This window comes from Streptomyces sp. NPDC048337 (assembly GCF_043201175.1).
Taxonomy (GTDB): domain Bacteria; phylum Actinomycetota; class Actinomycetes; order Streptomycetales; family Streptomycetaceae; genus Streptomyces.
This window is the reverse complement of sequence record NZ_JBICYR010000002.1, coordinates 223,220-240,631: the sequence shown is the minus strand read 5'-3', so window position 1 is coordinate 240,631 and position 17,412 is coordinate 223,220. Positions and strand designations below refer to the sequence as shown.

General features: G+C 72.0%; 19 protein-coding genes and 1 pseudogene. 10 read left to right on the top strand and 10 right to left on the bottom strand.

Features of this window, described 5'->3' with window-relative positions; genetic code table 11:
- Window positions 1–76: 76 nt before the first annotated feature.
- A complete protein-coding gene (locus tag ACGFYU_RS04155) occupies window positions 77–1,369 on the top strand; it encodes a histidine kinase dimerization/phospho-acceptor domain-containing protein (protein ID WP_393825672.1) in 1,293 nt (430 codons plus the stop codon).
- On the opposite strand, the gene efeO is transcribed toward ACGFYU_RS04155, so the two are convergent.
- Genes efeO through ACGFYU_RS04135 form a run of 4 tightly spaced genes read right to left on the bottom strand, consistent with a single transcriptional unit; the run spans window position 1,338 to window position 4,516 of the window.
- Window positions 1,338–2,465: an iron uptake system protein EfeO gene (gene efeO, locus ACGFYU_RS04150; RefSeq protein WP_393825980.1), complete on the bottom strand. Its 1,128-nt coding sequence runs from the start codon at window positions 2,463–2,465 to the stop codon at window positions 1,338–1,340. The two genes, ACGFYU_RS04155 and efeO, sit on opposite strands and share 32 nt — an antisense overlap.
- Window positions 2,449–3,231, bottom strand: a complete 783-nt coding sequence (locus ACGFYU_RS04145; protein WP_393825671.1) for a phosphatase PAP2 family protein — start codon at window positions 3,229–3,231, stop codon at window positions 2,449–2,451. The genes efeO and ACGFYU_RS04145 overlap by 17 nt, the downstream gene beginning before the upstream one ends.
- Window positions 3,228–3,836 carry a phosphatase PAP2 family protein gene (locus ACGFYU_RS04140; protein ID WP_393825670.1) on the bottom strand — a complete coding sequence of 203 codons (609 nt, stop codon included), beginning with the start codon at window positions 3,834–3,836 and terminating at the stop codon, window positions 3,228–3,230. Before ACGFYU_RS04140 ends, ACGFYU_RS04145 begins: the two co-directional genes overlap by 4 nt.
- Window positions 3,833–4,516 carry a DedA family protein gene (locus ACGFYU_RS04135; RefSeq protein WP_393825669.1) on the bottom strand — a complete coding sequence of 228 codons (684 nt, stop codon included), beginning with the start codon at window positions 4,514–4,516 and terminating at the stop codon, window positions 3,833–3,835. Before ACGFYU_RS04135 ends, ACGFYU_RS04140 begins: the two co-directional genes overlap by 4 nt.
- 122 nt (window positions 4,517–4,638) lie before the next feature.
- Between ACGFYU_RS04135 and ACGFYU_RS04130 the strand changes: the two genes are divergently transcribed.
- The 5 genes and pseudogenes from ACGFYU_RS04130 (at window position 4,639) to ACGFYU_RS04110 (ending at window position 7,350) form a co-directional block, all read left to right on the top strand.
- Window positions 4,639–5,016 carry a BlaI/MecI/CopY family transcriptional regulator gene (locus ACGFYU_RS04130; RefSeq protein ID WP_393825668.1) on the top strand — a complete coding sequence of 126 codons (378 nt, stop codon included), beginning with the start codon at window positions 4,639–4,641 and terminating at the stop codon, window positions 5,014–5,016.
- Window positions 5,013–5,954 carry a M56 family metallopeptidase gene (locus ACGFYU_RS04125; protein ID WP_393825667.1) on the top strand — a complete coding sequence of 314 codons (942 nt, stop codon included), beginning with the start codon at window positions 5,013–5,015 and terminating at the stop codon, window positions 5,952–5,954. The genes ACGFYU_RS04130 and ACGFYU_RS04125 overlap by 4 nt, the downstream gene beginning before the upstream one ends.
- A gap of 68 nt (window positions 5,955–6,022) precedes the next feature.
- Window positions 6,023–6,154 (top strand): annotated as a pseudogene (locus tag ACGFYU_RS04120) (aldehyde dehydrogenase family protein); the annotation flags it as partial.
- Between the two features lie 102 nt (window positions 6,155–6,256).
- Complete coding sequence (locus ACGFYU_RS04115; RefSeq protein ID WP_393825666.1) at window positions 6,257–6,661, top strand: FKBP-type peptidyl-prolyl cis-trans isomerase; 405 nt, start codon at window positions 6,257–6,259, stop codon at window positions 6,659–6,661.
- Window positions 6,662–6,756: 95 nt separating this feature from the next.
- Entirely contained in the window at window positions 6,757–7,350 is a 594-nt protein-coding gene (locus ACGFYU_RS04110) for a pyridoxamine 5'-phosphate oxidase family protein (protein ID WP_393825665.1), read from the top strand.
- Window positions 7,351–7,359: 9 nt separating this feature from the next.
- Here ACGFYU_RS04110 and ACGFYU_RS04105 read toward each other — a convergent pair whose 3' ends face one another.
- Entirely contained in the window at window positions 7,360–8,160 is an 801-nt protein-coding gene (locus ACGFYU_RS04105; protein WP_393825664.1) for a class I SAM-dependent methyltransferase, read from the bottom strand.
- A 197-nt stretch (window positions 8,161–8,357) separates the two neighbouring features.
- Between ACGFYU_RS04105 and ACGFYU_RS04100 the strand changes: the two genes are divergently transcribed.
- Entirely contained in the window at window positions 8,358–9,197 is an 840-nt protein-coding gene (locus tag ACGFYU_RS04100; protein ID WP_393825663.1) for a dienelactone hydrolase family protein, read from the top strand.
- On the opposite strand, the gene ACGFYU_RS04095 is transcribed toward ACGFYU_RS04100, so the two are convergent.
- Complete coding sequence (locus tag ACGFYU_RS04095) at window positions 9,194–10,165, bottom strand: helix-turn-helix domain-containing protein (protein WP_393825662.1); 972 nt, start codon at window positions 10,163–10,165, stop codon at window positions 9,194–9,196. The genes ACGFYU_RS04100 and ACGFYU_RS04095 overlap by 4 nt on opposite strands.
- Window positions 10,166–10,239: 74 nt before the next feature.
- Between ACGFYU_RS04095 and ACGFYU_RS04090 the strand changes: the two genes are divergently transcribed.
- Window positions 10,240–11,040 carry an HAD-IIA family hydrolase gene (locus ACGFYU_RS04090; RefSeq protein WP_393825661.1) on the top strand — a complete coding sequence of 267 codons (801 nt, stop codon included), beginning with the start codon at window positions 10,240–10,242 and terminating at the stop codon, window positions 11,038–11,040.
- A gap of 22 nt (window positions 11,041–11,062) precedes the next feature.
- On the opposite strand, the gene ACGFYU_RS04085 is transcribed toward ACGFYU_RS04090, so the two are convergent.
- From ACGFYU_RS04085 to ACGFYU_RS04070, 4 genes are all read right to left on the bottom strand, one after another.
- Window positions 11,063–12,781: an acyl-CoA dehydrogenase family protein gene (locus ACGFYU_RS04085; protein ID WP_393825660.1), complete on the bottom strand. Its 1,719-nt coding sequence runs from the start codon at window positions 12,779–12,781 to the stop codon at window positions 11,063–11,065.
- Between the two features lie 81 nt (window positions 12,782–12,862).
- Window positions 12,863–13,429, bottom strand: coding sequence for a PadR family transcriptional regulator (locus ACGFYU_RS04080; RefSeq protein ID WP_393825659.1), 567 nt, complete (start codon window positions 13,427–13,429; stop codon window positions 12,863–12,865).
- 223 nt (window positions 13,430–13,652) lie between these two features.
- A complete protein-coding gene (locus ACGFYU_RS04075; RefSeq protein WP_393825658.1) occupies window positions 13,653–14,276 on the bottom strand; it encodes a DUF1326 domain-containing protein in 624 nt (207 codons plus the stop codon).
- Between the two features lie 113 nt (window positions 14,277–14,389).
- A complete protein-coding gene (locus tag ACGFYU_RS04070) occupies window positions 14,390–15,637 on the bottom strand; it encodes an SLC13 family permease (RefSeq protein ID WP_393825657.1) in 1,248 nt (415 codons plus the stop codon).
- Between the two features lie 173 nt (window positions 15,638–15,810).
- Between ACGFYU_RS04070 and ACGFYU_RS04065 the strand changes: the two genes are divergently transcribed.
- Together ACGFYU_RS04065 and ACGFYU_RS04060 are read left to right on the top strand one after the other, a co-directional pair.
- Complete coding sequence (locus ACGFYU_RS04065) at window positions 15,811–16,608, top strand: DUF72 domain-containing protein (RefSeq protein WP_393825656.1); 798 nt, start codon at window positions 15,811–15,813, stop codon at window positions 16,606–16,608.
- 97 nt (window positions 16,609–16,705) lie between these two features.
- A complete protein-coding gene (locus ACGFYU_RS04060) occupies window positions 16,706–17,359 on the top strand; it encodes a DUF4389 domain-containing protein (protein ID WP_393825655.1) in 654 nt (217 codons plus the stop codon).
- Window positions 17,360–17,412: the final 53 nt, after the last annotated feature.

The following is a 17,412-nucleotide window of genomic DNA, read 5'->3' as shown; positions in this document are numbered from 1 at the left end:
GCAGCGGGAGGTGAAGCGCCGGGGCGGCGACGGTTAGACGACGGCAAAACCGGATGCCGGACGCCATGATGGGCGCATGAGGCAGCGTGTGGTGCGTGTCGCGGTGTCCGCCGCGCTGGTGGCCCTCGTCCTGCTGGCCGGGCCGCTCGCCTGGGTCATCCACCGGTCCTTCTTCGAGGACGAACGCGGCGCCCTGGAGCGTACGGCCCTGGCCGCGACGGTCACGGTGGGGCCGGAGTTCGCCTCCGGCGACACCCTTGAGCTGACACCGCCCAGGCCGGGCGGGAGGCTGGGGGTGTACGACCTCGCGTCGCGGCTGCGCGCGGGCACCGGAGTGCCGGTCGCGGACCGGGTGACCCGTGAGGCGGCCGTCGGCAAGGCCGTCAGTGGCCGCACCGGGGCGGACCTGGTCGTCGCCGTTCCGGTGGTCTCCGCCGAGAAGGTGATCGCGGTGGTGCGGGCCACGGTCCCCGCCCGGTCGGTCTGGACGCGCGTGCTGTGGGCCTGGGCGCTGCTTCTCGGAGTGACCCTGGTCGCGCTGGCCACGGCGGTCCTGGTGGCACGTCGGCAGGCCCGCGCGCTCAGCGCTCCGGTGGAGGCACTCTCCCGTACGGCCCGGGAGATCGCCGCCGGCGACCTCGGCGCCCGGGCAGCGCCCTGCGGGATCACCGAACTGGACCAGCTGGCGCGCAGCCAGAACACCATGGTCGAGCGGCTGACCCAACTCCTGCGCCGGGAGCGCGACTTCAGCGCCAACGCCTCACACCAGCTGCGCACTCCCCTGACCGGTCTCCAACTCGGCCTGGAGGCCGCCCAGCAGCTCCCGCCGGGCTCGGACCTGCGCCCCGCAGTGCGGGAGGCCCTGCAGACGGCACGCCATCTGGAGGAGACGGTCGAGGAGGTACTGCGGCTGGCCCGGTCGGGGGCCGGCGGCGGGCCTCCGCTCCCCCGCGAGCCGCTCGGCCGGGTGCTGGAGCGGGCGGAGTCGCGGTGGCACGGTGTACTCGCCGCCGCCGGTCGACGGCTGGAGGTGCGCTCACAGCCGGGGGCCGACTCCTTCGAGGTTCCCGGCCGTACCACGGCGCAGATCCTCGACGTCCTGTTCGACAACGCCCTGCGCCACGGCCGGGGTACGACCGCCGTCACCGCCCGCGAGACGGCCGGGGCCGTCGCCGTCGACGTGGCCGACGAGGGGACGCTCACTCTGGACGCTGCGGCGGTCTTCGCGCGCGGGGCGACGGGCGGCTCCGGCAGCGGGATCGGCCTGGCGATGGCCCGGGAGCTCGCGGAAGCGGCGGGGGGAAGGCTGAGCCTGCGCCGTGCCGAACCGACCACGTTCACCCTGCTCCTGCCCGGCGCACAAGGCTGACCTGGCGCCGGGCAGGCCCCGAGCGGGTCAGCCGGGCCTGTGCGACGGGGACCTGCTGGACGGGCGTGTCAGCGCGGCTCACCTGGAGGTACCCGACGAGCACGGCGATCGGGACCAGCAGGGCGAGGCTGACCGCGCCGGTCCCCCATCCGAGCCCGTCGCGCGAGACGGGGACGCCCATCCAGTCCGCGAACGAGGCGCCGAGCGGCCGGGTGAGGATGTACGCGGCCCAGAACGCGGCCACCGCGTTCAGCCCGAGGAACCGCCGGAACAGCACCGGCAGAGCGATCAGGGCGGCGAAGAGGAACCCGGAGGGCAGGTAGCCCAGGTGAAGGGTCCCGGCCGTAAGGTCGCCCACCGCGGTGCCCAGGGCGAAGGTGGTGAGCACCGTCGCCCAGTAGAACAACTCCCGACGGGTGCTGTTGACGTTGGCCTTGAAATCGGCGAGGTCGGTGTGGCTGTAGCGGTCTTCCTCGCCGGTCACCTTGTTGCGGGAGACCTCGTCCAGCAGTTCCTTGGCGCCGTTGGCCATGGAGGTGGGGGTGATCTCGGCCGTGCCGACGCGCTTGTGCCACTGGGCGATGTCGGTGTCCAGCTGGGAAGCGAGGGCCTTCTCCTCGTCGCCGATCCTGCCGTCGGCCCACAGGGACTTCTCCAGCCGGTGCCAGCCGGTCCAGTGCTGACCGGGCTCCAGGCCGTCCTCGCGGACCTCGGTCTTCGGGTCGATGTCCCCAAAGGACTCGGCGACCGGCTCGGTGCGCTCCCAGCCGCGCCGCGAGGAGGCGAAGGCCCGCTTCGCGGCTTCCACGTCCCCGGCGCGGACGGCGTCGGTGAACGTCCTGACCGCGGGGAGGGACTCTTCGGCCTGCGCGAGCACGTAGCTGCGGTAGGACGCGACCGCCGCATCCAGTTCGGGGCTGCGCTTCTCGCCGCCGCTGCCGGTGGCCTTGACCTTGGTGCGGATGCCGTCGCCCTTCATGCCGGACTTGCACGCGAACTCGTAGTCGCCCGCCTTGATCTCGGCGGTGATGGTGGCCTTGGTGCCCGGACCGATGTTCTCGCGCTCCGCGACGACGCGGTCATCGGGGAAGAGCACGTACAGCTCGGTGACCTTGGATCCCTTGTTCTCCACTGCCACCAGGGCGCGGCCGCGGCCTCCACCGCACGTCGCCACGGACCGCCCCTGACTCGACGGCCGCTTGGGGCACCCGGCGTCGCCCAGCCCGGGCACCTACAGCCATGGCCGCAGCGAGCCAGGTCAGGGCGTAGAGCCAGCCGCCGAGGACATCGGTGGGCCAGTGCACGCCGAGGTAGACGCGGGTCAGGCCGACCGCGACGGCCCAGCAGGCGAACAGGACCCACCACAGCAGGGCGACGGCGGGCGAGGCCGCGCGCCAGACCGCCCAGGCCAGCAGCCCGGCCACCAGTGCCGAGGTGGCGGTGTGGCCCGAGGGGAAGGAGAACCCGGACGCGTGCGTCACCCGGTCGGCGACGGGCGGGCGCGGGCGGGCCACGCTGTTCAGGACGGCGTAGCGCAGGCCTTGGGCGAGCAGCAGGAATCCGAGCGCGCCCGCGGCCGTCAGCAGCTGGCCACGGGCACCCCGGCTCCATCCGGCGACGAGTCCGGCGATCACGGCGCACAGGTACGGGACGGGTCCGGTTCCGGTCGCGGTGACGCCGCGCGCGAGGGCGACCGCGAGGGCGGGACGGTGCCGCACAGACCAGCGGTGCAGGCTCTCGTCGAGCGGGTACGGGCTGCCGTGGTGGGCTGCGACGAGCGCGGTCAGTACGGCGAACAGGGCTGCGCACAGCGCTGCGGCCAGACCCCAGCGGGTGGCTCGTGATGCAGCGGGGGCCCTCACCGGGCGGCGACCAGGGGTCGCAGCCGCGTGCCGCTCAGCCGCTGCACGAGGGGGGCCGCGCGGCGGGCGGCGCGGGTCAGCAGCCAGGCGATGAACGCCCCGACGGCCAGGCCGAGTACGACGTCATGGGGGTAGTGGGCGCCCACCCAGACCCGGGAGAAGGCCATCAGCAGCGCGGCCGGCACGGCGACCGCCGCGAGTCGGCGGTCGGTGACCCACAGGGCCGCGGCCGCCGCGGCGGCGATGGCGGCGTGGTTGCTGGGGAACGACCAGTCGCCCAGCGGCGGGCAGGCCTCCAGCGTGACCGCGTGCAGGGTCTGGCAGGGCCGCTGCTCCCGGAAGACCGACTTGATGCCGGTGTCGGCGAGGAACGCGGCGACCACGACGAGGGGTGCCGCGAGCGCCATGGCGGTCCTGGCCGGATCCATCGTCACCCGGGCGCGCCACCAGGCGGCCAGCATCAGCAGGGCGAAGAGGGCGAGGCCGTAGTCGGACCAGGCGGTGACCAGGCCGTCGAGCCAGCCGGGGGCCCGCTGGGCCAGGCCGGTGATCCCGGTGTACAGGTTTCCGTCGACGGCGGGGCCGTCCAGCGCGAGCAGGCTCACTGCGAGCTTCCGTTCGAGGTGCGGCCGCCCCGCCGGCGGATGACTTCCACGGCGAGCGGGGCGAGGGAGATGAGTACGACGAGAGCGACGATCGGCAGGAGGTAGCGGTCGACATTGGGCACGGAGGAGCCGAGGGCGTAGCCGGCCAGCACCAGGCCCACCGTCCATACGAGCCCGCCGGTCACCTGCCAGAGCGTGAAGACGCGGGCCGGCACGTTCAGGGCCCCGGCCATCGGGTTCAGGACGGTGCGCACGATCGGCACGAAACGGGCCAGGACGATCGCCTTGGCGTGTCCGTACCGGTCGAGGAGTTCTTCGGCTTTCGCGGCGCCCTCGTGGAGTTTGCGGCTGCGGCTGCGGGCCAGCAGGGTGCGTCCGCCGCGCCGCCCGAGGAGGTAGCCGGTCTGGGCTCCGAGCAGGGCTCCGGCAGCGGCCGCACACAGCACTTGCGGGAGGGAGAGGTGGACCGGTCCGGTGTTGCCGGGCACACAGAGGAGACCGGCGGTGAAGAGGAGGGAGTCACCGGGCAGGAAGAACCCGACGAGGAGGCCGGTCTCGGCGAACAGGACGACCGCGACCCCGAGCGCACCGAAGGCCGACAGGAGGGAACCGGCGTCCAGCAGGTTGACGGCCTGCGGGCCGAGCGCCTGCGACGCCGCGGCGAGAGCGGGCAAGGTCATGTCGAACAGCTCCCATAGGGTGAGAAGAGCAGGGCCCGGGACGACACCCTGCCGACTGACGACTACAGTTCCGTAGACGGTCTACAGCACTGTAGACGATCGATGTGTGGAGGAGCGCACCCATGGGCGACAAGAACGCGGAGCGACGCCCGGCCGGCGAGCTGGAGGCCAGCGTGCTGGCGGCGCTCTGGGCCGCGGACGGCCCTCTCTCCCCGGGCCAGGTCCAGGAGATAGTGGGCGGGGCCCTCGCCCGTACGACCGTGACGACGATCCTGTCCCGCCTGTACGAGAAGGGCACCGTGACCCGGAAGCGGTCCGGCCGCGGGTTCGTCTACGTCCCCAGCGAGGACGCCTCCGGCCTCACCGCCCGCCGCATGCACGCCGAACTCGCCAAGGACGAGGACCGCGAGGCCGCACTGAGCCGCTTCGTCTCCCAGCTGAGCAGCGAGGACGAGCGCCTGCTGCGCGCCCTGCTCGACGGGGAAGGAGACTCGGCGTGATCGACACCGCCTGGATCCCCCTCCTCTTGCCGTTCCTGGTCGCACCGGCGGGCAGGCGGCTGGCCTCGAACCTGCAGCCGCGGCAGGCCATGTGGCTGCTGACAGTGACCGCGGCCGGTCTGGCCACCGCCAGCACCTGCGCCCTGGCTCTGCTGATCGTCCCCGGCGCCACCCATCTCCACGCAGTCGCCGCACTGGGCCACCTGCTCACCCCGCTCAGCAGCGGATCACCCGGCACCGTCATCTCAACCGCTGTCGCTGCCGCGTCCTTGCTCGCCTGGTGCACCGTCCGGCTGGTACGGGGCGCGCGGCGCCGCTGGAGCCAGCTCCGCCACGCCACGAGGCTTGCGGCCGACGCGAACAGCGAACTCGTCGTCCTGTCCGATGAGCACCCCGACGCCTATGCACTGCCCGGACGCCCGGGCCGCATCGTCATGACGACCGGCATGCTCCACGCACTCACGGCGCCCGAACGTGAGGTCCTCATCGCCCACGAGCGTGCCCACCTCCGGGAGCGCCATCACCTCTTCACCGCCGTGGCCGACCTGGCCGGGCTGTGCCACCCGGCGCTGCCGACCCTGCGTGAGCCGCTCACCTACGCACTGGAACGCAGCGCCGACGAATCCGCCGCCCGCGCCGCAGGCAGCAGGCCTCTGACCGCCCGGGCCATCGGCCGGGCCGCACTCGCCGCACACGCATCTTCCGCAGCCGGCCGCAAGCGCCCCGGCATGGCTCTCTCGGCGACCGCTGGGCCCGTTCCCCGCCGCGTGGCTGCCCTCCTCGGCCACGACACGGAGGCCGGGACGGCCCAGCCCTTCACCCGGCGCGCCGCGGTCCTGGTACTGGTGGCCTGCCTGGCGCTCTCAGCCGGCGCGTCCCTCCAGGCTGCCGACGACCTGCACGACGGCATCGAAGTCGCCCAGGGCGAAACCCGCTGACCGCGCGGCGCCGGAGACATCATGGCTGGTCAGACTCCTGTCGGCTCTACGGAGCTTCATCAAACTCCGCTCATGCCGCCTTCGGCGGCTACAAGCAGTCCGGCATCGGCCGCGAGACCCACAAAATGACGCTGGAGCACTACCAGCAGACGAAGAACATGTTGGTCAGTTACTCCCCGAAGAAGCCGGGCTTCTTCTGAGCGGGCTGCCTCGTCTCGGTAGCGTGACCATCTGTTGCACGGGGTGTCCACGTGTCCGGCTGGTCCGTGCGGGGGCTTTCGACTGTGAGTGATGAGGCTGCGATGAGTGAACTGGCGAAGCCCGAGGTCGACGTTCCGGAGGGTGACGCTCCCACCGAGCTGACCATCCGGGACCTGGTCGTCGGGGACGGGGCCGAGGTGAAGCCGGGCATGGTGGTCCGGGTCCACTACGTCGGGGTGACCTTCGAGTCCGGGAAGGAGTTCGATGCCTCGTGGGACCGGGGCGAGCCGTTCAAGTTCGCCCTGGGCAGCGGCAGGGTCATCAAGGGCTGGGACCGGGGGGTGAGGGGGATGAAGGTCGGCGGTCGGCGCGAGATCGTCGTTCCCCCGCGTCTCGGCTACGGCAATCAGTCTCCCTCGCCGTTGATCCCGGCGGGCTCGACCCTGGTCTTCGTGGTGGACCTGCTTGACGCGTATTCCAGCACGACCGGGTGGAGCAAAGCCTAGTTCCGCCTCCGCAGCGTCCGAACGGTTCCGCTGCGAACCTTGCGTCGCGGCCGGACAGAACCTCGGAGCGTGAAGTGGGGTGCCTGGAGGGGACCTTGCCCACCATCCTGGACGAAGCGCTCACGGTGCACGTCGGCTTCGGCACGGACGACGGGCCGGTGGTCATCCCCACCCTGCACATGCGAGAGGGGAACCGGCTGTTCCTGCACGGCTCGGTCCACGGGCGTTTCATGAGCGCCGCCGCGGCGGGCACCCCGGTCTGTGTCACGGCGACCCTCATCGACGGCCTCATCCTCGGCCGGGCCGCCTCCCACCATTCGGCGGCCTACCGGTCCGTCATGGTCTTCGGGCGGGCCACCGCGATCGAGGATGTGGAAGAGCGCGCCGACGCCCTCGCGCGCATCGTGGAATGCGTCGTCCCCGGGCGCCTCTCCGGCCCCCACGCGGCCCGCCGCCCCAGCAGGGAGGAAGCCGAGTACACCGCGGTGCTCACCATGCCCATCGAGGAGTTCTCGATCAAGACGCGCAGCGGCTTCGCCCGGGACGAGCCCAAGGACGACGCCGTCGAAGCCTGGGCCGGGTTCATCCCCTTCGCCTCCACCGCGGGCACCCCCGTGCCGGACAGCATCACCGGCACACGCTTCCCGGCTCCCGATCCCGCCGTCCTCGACCGCACCCGACAGCACTGATCAGCCCCTTCAGCGGCGGCCCCGGACCGCGATGACGGCCAGGGGGAAGGAGACGCGGGCCGGGTCGCGCAGCTCTGCGAGTCCGGCTTCGAGCTCCTCCTCGCTGAGCAGGCCGCGTTCGACCAGCGCGGGGGTCATGGTGATCAGGGACAGCCGCGAGACCTCCGCGACCGGGGCGCCCGGGTGGGAGGCGGGCAGTGAGGCCTCCGCCGTCACCTCCCGGTAACCGCAGCGGTTGAGGACGGAAGCGGCACGCGTTCCCCAGTTGCGCTCCATCCCGTACGAGTCGGCCAGCATCGCCCACGCGGTCTCGATGCTGCGGCGCAGCGGCGATGTCTCGGGCATGCCGGTGCACGGGAAGTTGACGAGTTCCTCCAGGTGGAGCGTGCCTCCCGGCACCAGCCAGCGACGCATCCGCTCGACCACCTGCTCGCGCTGGGGCAGGTGCATGAGGACGAACCTGGCATGGATCAGGTCGAAGGAGTGCTCGGGGAACTCGTCGACCGTGACGTCGTGGTGCACCACGTCGAGGTTGTCCGGGCGGTCGCGCGGCATGAGCGTGACGTCGAGTTCGGTGGCGGTGACGTGGCCGCGCGGACACTGGGCGGCCAGCCAGACGGCCGTTGTACCGGTCCCCGCGCCGACCTCGAGGCAGCGCCCGTCCTCCGGGAGTCGCAGTGCGGAGAGCCGCTGTTCGGTGTCGGGGTCGAATGCCTCCGTGATGGCCCGCAGCCGGGCCGCTTCCAGCGGGTTCGCGTGACCCAGTTCGTCTTCGTAGCGGCCCGTCGAACGGGAGTCGGCCGTGGACATCCTGTCTCCTCGCGGCGTCTGCCAACGTCGGGCCACGGACGCTACGCGCGCCCGCCCCACCAAGCTGCCGCCCGCCGCTCCGACAGCGCGGGGTCCACCCGCTCGGCTCATCACCGGGCCCGGTCCGGGCGGCGGTTCGCCGCGTGCCACACTCGCCCCGATCGGCGAGGTTGTTCACGGAGGGGACGAGAAGAGGCATGACGGACCACGACCTGACCGGGTACGAGCAGAGCACGTTCACGCACGAGGGGACCCAACGCCGGATCCTGCGGCGCGGCACCGGCCCCGCCGTGATCGTGATGGCCGAGATCCCCGGCATCACCCCGAAGGTGCTGGAGTTCGCGGACAGGGTCGCGGAGATCGGGTGTACGGCCGTGCTCCCGGTGCTGTTCGGCGAGCCCGGTCACGATCCCCATCCCGATGCGCACGGCCGGCTGGGCACCGCGCGGTACACGATGTCATCGATCCTCAAGGTGTGCGTGAGCCGGGAGTTCACCCTGCTGGCCACGGGCCGCAGTTCCCGGGTCGTCTCCTGGCTGCGCGCCCTGGCCGCCCAGGAGCACGAGCGGTGCGGCGGCCCGGGCGTCGGAGCCGTCGGCATGTGCCTGACCGGCGGTTTCGCCCTGGCCATGGCCACCGACGCCCGGCTGATCGCCCCGGTGCTGTCCCAGCCGTCGCTGCCGGTGGCCGTCTCGGCCGGCCGGTCGCGGACGATCGACATCAGCGCCGAGGAGCTCGCCGTCGTACGGGGGCGCTGCGAGCGGGAGGGTCTGCAGGTCATGGGAGTGCGGTTCAAGGGCGACCGGTTCGTTCCCGGGGACCGGTTCGCGTTCCTGCGGCGCGAGCTCGGCGACGCCTTCGTCGCCGTCGAGCTGGACAACGCCGCGGCCAACCCCGACGCCGTGCTTCCCCCGCACTCCGTGCTGACCGAGCACCTGATCGACGCCCCCGGCGAACCCACCCGGGCGGCGCTGGACCAGGTGCTCGGCCTGTTCCGCACGAGGCTGCTCGGGGGCGGGCACGGAGCCCGCTCCTAGCGGCCCGCCGAGGCGGCCGCGCGGTGTTCGGTGGGGGTCATTCCGTAGGTTTCGCGGAAGGCCCGGCTGAACACGGTGGCGCTGGAGAAACCCCAGCGCAGCGCGATGGTCCGCACGGGCCGCGTGCTCAGCTCCGGACGCGCCAGGTCATCGAAGGCACGCTGGAGCCGGCCCTGGCGGATGGCGGCCGCCACGCTCATGGGCTGGTCCTCGAAGAGGGTGTAGAGGCAGCGCAGGGAGATGTTGTGCCGGTCCGCCACCGCCCGGGGCGTCAGCTCGGGGTCGCCGAGATTGGTGTCGATGAAACGTGTGACCCGTTGCAGCATGGCCTGCGCCCTCGCCTCGGCCGGCGCCTCTTCAGGGCTGCCGAGCTGTTGCGCCAGGCACGCGGCCGTCAGGTCGCGGGCGACGGCCCCCATGGCGGCCAGCTCCGAGGGCCGGCAGCCCGCGCTGTGGGTGAGCACGGTGTCCAGGAATCCGCCGAGGATCGCCCCCGTCCCCCGGTCGGCGCGGATGCGCCGCGCGAGGAGGCCCTCCACCCGATCGGGCTGCAGGGGCAGGGCCGCACGCGGAATCTGCAGCATGACCGCCTCGACCCGGCCGTCGGCGCTGGTGGTGTGGTTCTGTGCCGGGTACGAGGTGTCGATCAGCACCATGTCCCCCGTGATCACCGACTCGTTCCGCTGCTGGGACGAGTTGAAGACGCCGTGCTTGACCAGTGTCAGCTGGTAGTGCTCGGGATCGCCCTGCCTGACGTGGGCCGCCGTGCGGCGGGCCTGCACCGGGGAGAAGGCGAAGGTCGACAACCGCAGGTCGCCGAGTTCCAGATCGGCGATGCTCGCACGGAAGTCGGTCGTGTGCCGGCTGCTGACGGACACGGGCAGGAGATCGCTCGACACCGTCTCGCAGAACCAGTCGAACCTGTCCGTTCCCGACACGGCCTCGGCCGATGCGTTCAACGACCCCATGCGCACCCCACCCCTCTGTCTGACACCGAATTATCAGCCACGGGCCGGCGGGAGATTGGGCTACGGTCGGCGCCATGGAGCCAATCCGTGCGGTCCTGATCGACATCGACGGCGTCCTGACCGTCTCCTGGAAGCGGCTGCCCGGAACGGTCGCGGCCATGGAGCGGCTGCGCGCAGCCGGCCTTCGGCTCGCGCTCGTCACCAACAACACCTCCCGCACCCGTGCCGCCATCGCCGCGCGCCTGGCCGACCTGGGCTTCCCCGTCGGCGCCGGAGACGTTCTGACCGCTCCGGCCGCCACGGCGGCGTACCTGCGCGAGCACTACCCCGGGGCCCGCTGCCTCCTCCTCAACAGCGGCGACGTACGGGACGACCTGCCGGGGGTCCCCCTCGTCGACGAGGGGGACGCGGAGGGGGACGCGGACGTGGTCGTGCTCGGCGGCGCGGGCGCCGAGTTCGGCTACGAGGCCCTCAACCGGGTCTTCCGGCAACTCCAGCGCGGGGCCCGGCTGGTGTCCATGCACCGCAATCTGTACTGGCGTAGCGAGGGCGGCCTCGACCTGGACACCGGGGCCTTCCTCGAAGGCCTGGAGAAGGCCTCCCGTACCGAGGCGGAGGTGACGGGCAAGCCGGCGCCCGCGTTCTTCGCGAGCGCCCTCGCCCATGTGGGTGTCGACGCGTCCGAAGCGCTGATGGTCGGCGACGACATCGAGTCGGACGTGCTGGCAGCCCAGCGGTCCGGCATCACGGGCGTCCTGGTGAGGACGGGCAAGTACCTCCCCGAGACGCACCGCGCGGCCTCGGGGACCCCCGACCACGTCCTCGGCTCCTTCGCCGACCTGCCCGCCCTTCTCCTCACCGGTTCCGGTACCTAGCCGGCCCGCTGGGGCGCCGCGGTTACGGCGCCATCTCGTACGCGCCGGAGAGGGCTTCGACGCGCTCCCAGATGCGCGCCGCGCGGGCCTCGTCGACGACCGGGCGGCGTACGGCGCCCAGTGCCCAGGTCTGCTGTGCCGCCGTGGCGGAGTCCTTGCCGTGCAGTTCGACGGCGTGGCCGGAGAAGTCGCGGACCAGCACGGAGAACAGCTCGTCGAGGACGTCCCGGTCCAGGTCCGTCAGGCGGGCCTGCTCCAGGATCAGCTGGGCGTGCACCACGAGCGCGAACAGCTGGCCCACCGAGAGGAGGAAGTCGAGGTCACGGCTCTGCTCCTCGTCGGGGGCGATGGTGGCGACGAACTCGCAGAGGGCGTCGGCCTGCTCGCGGAAGCGGGCCACGTTCGGCACGTCGGCGTACGCGTCGAAGGCGGGGCGCCAGTCGTGGAAGCGTACGGAGCCGAGGCCGCGGGCCGGGCCCTGCCGGAAGAGGAAGGCGTCGTCGGCCGCGTCGAGGCGGGTCGGCACGGCGGGGTGGTCGACCGGCTCCAGCAGGTGGTTGCGCATGAACTTGAGGATCAGCGCGAGGTTGACGTGGACGGTGCCTTCGAGCTTGGGCAGGCTCCGGATCTCGACGGCGGCCTCGGCGAAGTAGGTGTCCTTCTCGAAGCCCTTGGCGGCGATGACGTCCCACATCAGGTCGATGACCTTCTCGCCCTCCGTGGTCACCTTCATCTTCGTCATCGGGTTGAAGAGGAGGTAGCGGCGGTCCTCGGGACCGGCCGAACGGAAGTAGTCGACGGCGCGGTCGCTGAACAGCTTCATGCCGACGAGGCGGACGTACGCGTCGGCCAGCTCGCGGCGCACGTGCGGGAAGGCGGTGACGGGGCGGCCGTAGAGGATGCGGTTGTGGGCGTGGGTGACGGCCTCGTACATCGCGTGCTCGCAGATGCCGATCGAGGCGGTGCAGAGGTTGAACTTGCCGACGTTGACGGTGTTGAGGGCCGCGTCGAAGGCGGCGCGGCCGGTGTGCAGGACGTCGTCCGGGGAGACCGGGTAGGCGGCCAGACGGAACTCGCTGACGTACTTGGAGGAGTCGACGACGTTCTGGACCAGGTGGTACGCGGGGTGTCGGCTGTCGGCGGCGAAGAACACGTACCCGTCCGGGCCCTCGATGTCGGTGCGGCGGCCGAAGACGGAGACGAGCCCGGCGGCGTTGCCGTTGCCGATGTAGTACTTGGAGCCACTGGCCAGGAATCCGCCGTTGCCGTCGGGTTCCAGCAGCATGTCGGTGGAGTAGATGTCGGCGCCGTGGGTCCGCTCGGACAGTCCGAAGGCGAAGACCTCGCCCTGGGTGAGGAGTTCGGCGGCGCGGGCGCGGGCGGCGGCGTTGTCGCTCTGCCAGACCGGGCCGAGACCGAGGATGGTGACCTGCCACGCGTACCAGTAGTCGAGGCCGTAGAACCCGAAGATCTCGTTGAGGGCGGCGATCCGGGCGGTGTCCCAGCGCTGGTCCTCCTGCCCGGCGGCGGAGGCCGGGGTGAGGAAGGTGGAGAACAGGCCTTCCTTGGCCGCGAAGGCGAGGAACTCCCCCAGCCAGGCGCGGGAGCGGTAGTCCTCGATCAGCTTGCGCTTGCCTCGCTCCTCGAACCAGTCGATGGTGGCGCGGAGCAGCCTGCGGGTCTCGGGGTCGAAGTGCGCGGGGTCGTAGGTGTGCGGGTTGAACAGCAGGGAGTCGGCCATGGAGGTTCACCTTCGGAGGAGACATGAGGGGTGCCGTGACAGGCAGGGCGGTGCGGTGCGGTGCGGTGTTTGCGACGGGCTTCAGGCGGACCGTGGTGTCACGCCGAGGCGGTGGAGGGTGGCGAGGACGTCGTCCAGCCAGGCGATCGTCATCCGTTCGTACGCGATGCCGCCGCGCAGCACGACGTGCTGGAGCTCCTGTCCGGCGTCGAGCGGGGCGGGGGCATCGGGTCCGGTGAAGTCACGCTGTTCCCCGGCGAGATAGTGCGCGAGCCGGTCGCCGTGCACCTGGTGGTGCCGTTCCACCTCGCGGATCAGCGCGGCCGGATCGTCGAAGGCCGCGCCCCGGATCTTCACGGCGAGGTCGTGGCGCAGGCTCTCGGGTTCGATCGGCTCGTGCAGCCACCGGGAGAGGGCCGCGCGGCCGGGGGCGGCGACGGAGTACTCCTTCTTGTCCGGCCTGGCCTGCTGCGGCACCTCTCGGACGGTGAGCAGGCCGTCGCGCTCCATGCGTCCCAGGACGCGGTAGATCTGCTGGTGTGTGGCGGTCCAGAAGTAGCCGATGGACCGGTCGAACCGCCGGGCCAGTTCATAGCCTGAGCCCGGCATCTCCAGCAGGGAGACGAGGATCGCGTGGTCGAGCGCCATGCCCCGATCCTGCTATGCAACTCGTTGCATAAACAAGTGGCGGCGCCCCGGTGAGACGCGGCTCACCCGGGGCACGGCGGCGCTGCCGAGGGCGGTGGGCGCGGCCCGTTCGGCGGCGGCCTCGATCCGGAAGGTGGCCGCGTGCGTCGAGGCGGGCGAAAGCCCGGCGCAGGCCGGTGCCGCCGATGGCCACCCCGGCCATGCGGGCTCCGTCAGTCGTGGGTCAGCCGCGGCCTGTCGGGGCGCCCTCGGGCTGGTCGCTGGAGAAGGTGTAGTCGGACACTTCGCCGTACGCGCCCTCGAACGACAGCCCGAACGCGTTCGAACTGCCGGTGGTGCGGCCCAGCGTGAATTCCGGCGAGAATCCGAACATCGCGTTCTTCATCGTCGTGGGCCCGCCATCGGGCCCCCTCAGCGGCTCGAACGTGAGCTCGGTCTTCCCGCCGACGCTGAGTCGGGGACTCTCCCCGTCGGACAGGGAGACGCTCGCCCGTTCCAGGCCCAGGTACTCGCCGTAAAACTGCGAGAGCTCACCGAACGCACCGCCTTCGCGACCGGACACGATGCGCTCCAGGGCGTCGGTCTGTTCGTCGGTGGCTCCCTCGTCGATGACGAGTGCGACCTTCCAGTTGCCGGAGGTCAGGTTGGAGGGGAAGTGGTTGTAGAGGACGAAGTCCACCCCGGACAGGTCCACCTCGTCCAAGCGCCCTTCTTCCACGTGGAAGGCGGCGCACCCAAGGCATTCCTCACGCCCCTGCGGGTCGTGCGGCTTCGCGTCGACGGCGCAGCCGCACACCACGGCGCATGAGCATCCGGCCAGGTAGTTGCCGGAGATACTCCAGGTCATGGCTGCTCCCGATCGCTGGACGACGTTCGTCGTCCTCCCCCCTGGAGTTCTTGTACTTCAAGGCTAGGCGCACCTAGGGAGGGTGTACAGATCGGCGTACGCCCCGGCCCGGGTCAGGGGCCGATGACCTGCAGGGAAGCCCAGAGTGCGGCAACGGCGGCGGCGAGCGCGGCCGGGGTGGTCAGCAGGCCGAGCCGGGTGAACTCGCCGAGGGCGACGCGGTCGTCGTGATCGTGCAGGATGCGCCGCCACAGCAGGGTGGCGAGCGAGCCGACGTAGGTCAGGTTGGGGCCGATGTTCACGCCGATCAGCACCGCGAGGACGGGCCCGGGGCCGGCCGGGGCGGCGAGCGGGAGCAGGGCCAGGACGGCGGGCAGGTTGTTGATCAGGTTCGCCAGGAGCGCGGCCACCGCGGCGACCGCCAGCAGGGCCGGGAGGGAGTCACCGCCCGGCAGGACGGTCGCGAGGGCGTCGCCGAGGCCGTGGTCGACCACGGCCCGTACGACGACGCCCAGCGCCAGGACGAACAGGCAGAACGCGGGTGCGGCGGAGCCGCCGAGCCGTCGGAGCGTCGTACGGCGCCGGGCGAGCGCGCGGCCGGCGAGGACGAGGGTTCCGGCGAGCGCCGCCCAGGCGGGGCTCGCCCCCGCGAAGGAGGCCGCCGCGAAGCCGGCCAGCGTCAGCGCGAGGACCAGCAGCGTGAACCGGGGCACCGGCGCCGGGCCCGCCGCGTCCTGCGGAGGCTCCACGGGCTTGGCCAGGTCGGTGCGGAAGAAGCGGCGGAAGCCCCCGTACTCGACCGCGATCGCGGCCAGCCAGGGCAGGGCCATCAGGGCGGCGAAGCGGGTGAAGGAGAGGCCGCTGGCGGCGAAGGCGAGCAGGTTGGTCAGATTGGAGACCGGCAGGAGCAGGGAGGCGGAGTTCGCCAGGTGCGCGGTCGCGAACACGTGCGGCCGCGGCGGGGCCCCCAGCCGGGCTGCGGTCGCGAACACGACCGGGGTCAGCAGCACCACCGTCGCGTCGAGGCTCAGTGCCGCGGTGATCACGGCCGCGACGGCGAACACCCCGCCCAGCAGGGTCCTCGGACTGCGCCCGCACCGCCGGGCCACCGCATCACCGGCCGCCCGGAACAGCCCCTCGTCCGCACAGAGCCGGGCGAGCACCAGAATCACCGCGAGGAACCCGACCACGGGCAGCAGCTCCCGGATCCGCTCCCACGCGGCGTGCGGGGAGACCACCCCGAGCCCCACGAGCAATCCGGCGGCCGGGACGGCGGCGGCGGCCTCCGGCAGCCCGCGCGGCCGTACGACGGCGAAGGCCAGCACACCCAGCAACAGGGCGAACGACAGCGACTCGGCCACGACGGTACTCAGCGCGCACTCCCGGCAACGGAAACCAACCCGGCCGGACAGCGGCCACGAACCCGCCCACCAGGATGACACCCCGCCCGGCCGGCCCTGGCACGCGGTCCGGACGGGGTAATCGGCGTGCGGGTCGGCCGGTGGCCCCCGCCCGGGCGGGCAGGGATCGGATCATGCCCATGCTCGTCGGAACCTCGGGGTGGCAGTACAAGGACTGGCGCGGCGTCCTCTACCCGCACCGGCAGCCACAGCGGCTGTGGCTGGAGGAGTACGCCCGGCAGTTCGCCACCGTCGAGAACAACAACACCTTCTACCGGCTGCCCACGACGGAGGTCTTCGGGTCGTGGCGGGAGCGGACGCCCGAGGGGTTCGTCGTCGCGATCAAGGCCAGCCGCTACCTGACCCATCTGAAGCGGCTGCACGACCCCGAGGAGCCGGTGCACCGCCTGATGGAACGCGCCGCCGGCCTCGGCGACAGGCTGGGGCCCGTCCTGCTCCAGTTGCCGCCCGACTACCGGGCGGACGTCCCGGCGCTGGACGCGTGCCTCAATTGCTTTCCCGACGCGGTCCGGGTGGCCGTCGAATTCCGCCACGCCTCGTGGTGGGAAGCGGAGCGGGAGCTGCGGACGGTGCTGGAGCGGCACGGCAGCGCGCTCTGCTGGGCCGACAGGTGGTCGCGCCCGGTGACGCCGCTCTGGCGTACCGCGTCGTGGGGGTACGTCCGGTTCCACGGCGGCGTCGCCGAGCCGCCGCCGCGCTACGGCCGCCAGGCCCTGAGGTCCTGGGCCGTGCGCATCGCCGACGCCTGGCCGGACACGGCCGACGTGTACGTGTACTTCAACAACGACCTCGGCGGTGCGGCCGTCGTCGACGCCGTGCGCTTCGCCCGGACGGCGACCGCGCTGGGCAGGACGGTGAGCCGTACGCCCACGCTCCCGCCCCCGTGGTCACGAGGAGCACCCGACCGGTGACGTGGCGCGGCATGGGGACTCCTCCGCAGGCGCGGCGCCGACCCGCGTGCGAATGATGGAGAAGGGCAAGCCCGCACGCATCGAAGGCGTGGTTCACATGACGACAGCTGCCGACTCCTACGGACCGGTCACGGTGACGGCCGAGCTGGACGCACCCCTCTCGCGCTGGCTGTGGCTGATCAAGTGGATCCTGGCGATCCCGCACTACATCGTGCTCTTCTTCCTGTGGATCGCCTTCCTCCTGGTCAGCCTGATCGCGTTCTTCGCCATCCTCTTCACCGAGCGCTACCCGCGAGCCCTGTTCGACTTCAACCTCGGGGTGCTCCGCTGGTCCTGGCGGGTCTCGTACTACGCGCACGGCGTGCTCGGCACCGACCGGTACCCGCCGTTCAGCCTCGGCCCCGAACCCGGATACCCGGCCCGGCTCGACGTCGCCTACCCGGAACGCCTGTCCCGGGGCCTGGTGCTGGTGAAGTGGTGGCTGCTGGCCATCCCGCACTACCTCGTGATCGGCATCTTCACCGGTGCCGGGCACGCCCGTTGGTGCGGCGTCGGGCTGATCGGTCTCCTCGCGCTCATCGCGGTCGTCACCCTGGCCTTCACGGCGAAGTACCCGCGCGATCTGTTCGACCTGGTGGTCGGGCTGAACCGGTGGGTGCTCCGCGTGACCGCGTACGCCGCGCTCATGACGGACGAGTACCCGCCCTTCCGCCTCGACATGGGCGGCGAGGAGCGCACCACCGCCTTGTGACCGCGCGAGCCGCAGCCGGGCCGCTCGGGCGTAGGCTTCGCTCAGCGTGGACG

Bases quoted from the DNA above. Each gene is read 5' to 3' on its own strand.
- ACGFYU_RS04095 (WP_393825662.1), bottom strand. From the start codon at position 10,165: ATGGGGTCGTTGAACGCATCGGCCGAGGCCGTGTCGGGAACGGACAGG.
- ACGFYU_RS04085 (WP_393825660.1), bottom strand. From the start codon at position 12,781: ATGGCCGACTCCCTGCTGTTCAACCCGCACACCTACGACCCCGCGCAC.
- ACGFYU_RS04065 (WP_393825656.1), top strand. From the start codon at position 15,811: ATGCCCATGCTCGTCGGAACCTCGGGGTGGCAGTACAAGGACTGGCGC.
- ACGFYU_RS04130 (WP_393825668.1), top strand. From the start codon at position 4,639: ATGGGCGACAAGAACGCGGAGCGACGCCCGGCCGGCGAGCTGGAGGCC.
- ACGFYU_RS04100 (WP_393825663.1), top strand. From the start codon at position 8,358: ATGACGGACCACGACCTGACCGGGTACGAGCAGAGCACGTTCACGCAC.
- ACGFYU_RS04060 (WP_393825655.1), top strand. From the start codon at position 16,706: ATGACGACAGCTGCCGACTCCTACGGACCGGTCACGGTGACGGCCGAG.
- ACGFYU_RS04135 (WP_393825669.1), bottom strand. From the start codon at position 4,516: ATGACCTTGCCCGCTCTCGCCGCGGCGTCGCAGGCGCTCGGCCCGCAG.
- ACGFYU_RS04155 (WP_393825672.1), top strand. From the start codon at position 77: ATGAGGCAGCGTGTGGTGCGTGTCGCGGTGTCCGCCGCGCTGGTGGCC.
- ACGFYU_RS04090 (WP_393825661.1), top strand. From the start codon at position 10,240: ATGGAGCCAATCCGTGCGGTCCTGATCGACATCGACGGCGTCCTGACC.
- ACGFYU_RS04105 (WP_393825664.1), bottom strand. From the start codon at position 8,160: ATGTCCACGGCCGACTCCCGTTCGACGGGCCGCTACGAAGACGAACTG.
- ACGFYU_RS04080 (WP_393825659.1), bottom strand. From the start codon at position 13,429: ATGGCGCTCGACCACGCGATCCTCGTCTCCCTGCTGGAGATGCCGGGC.
- ACGFYU_RS04115 (WP_393825666.1), top strand. From the start codon at position 6,257: ATGAGTGAACTGGCGAAGCCCGAGGTCGACGTTCCGGAGGGTGACGCT.
- ACGFYU_RS04075 (WP_393825658.1), bottom strand. From the start codon at position 14,276: ATGACCTGGAGTATCTCCGGCAACTACCTGGCCGGATGCTCATGCGCC.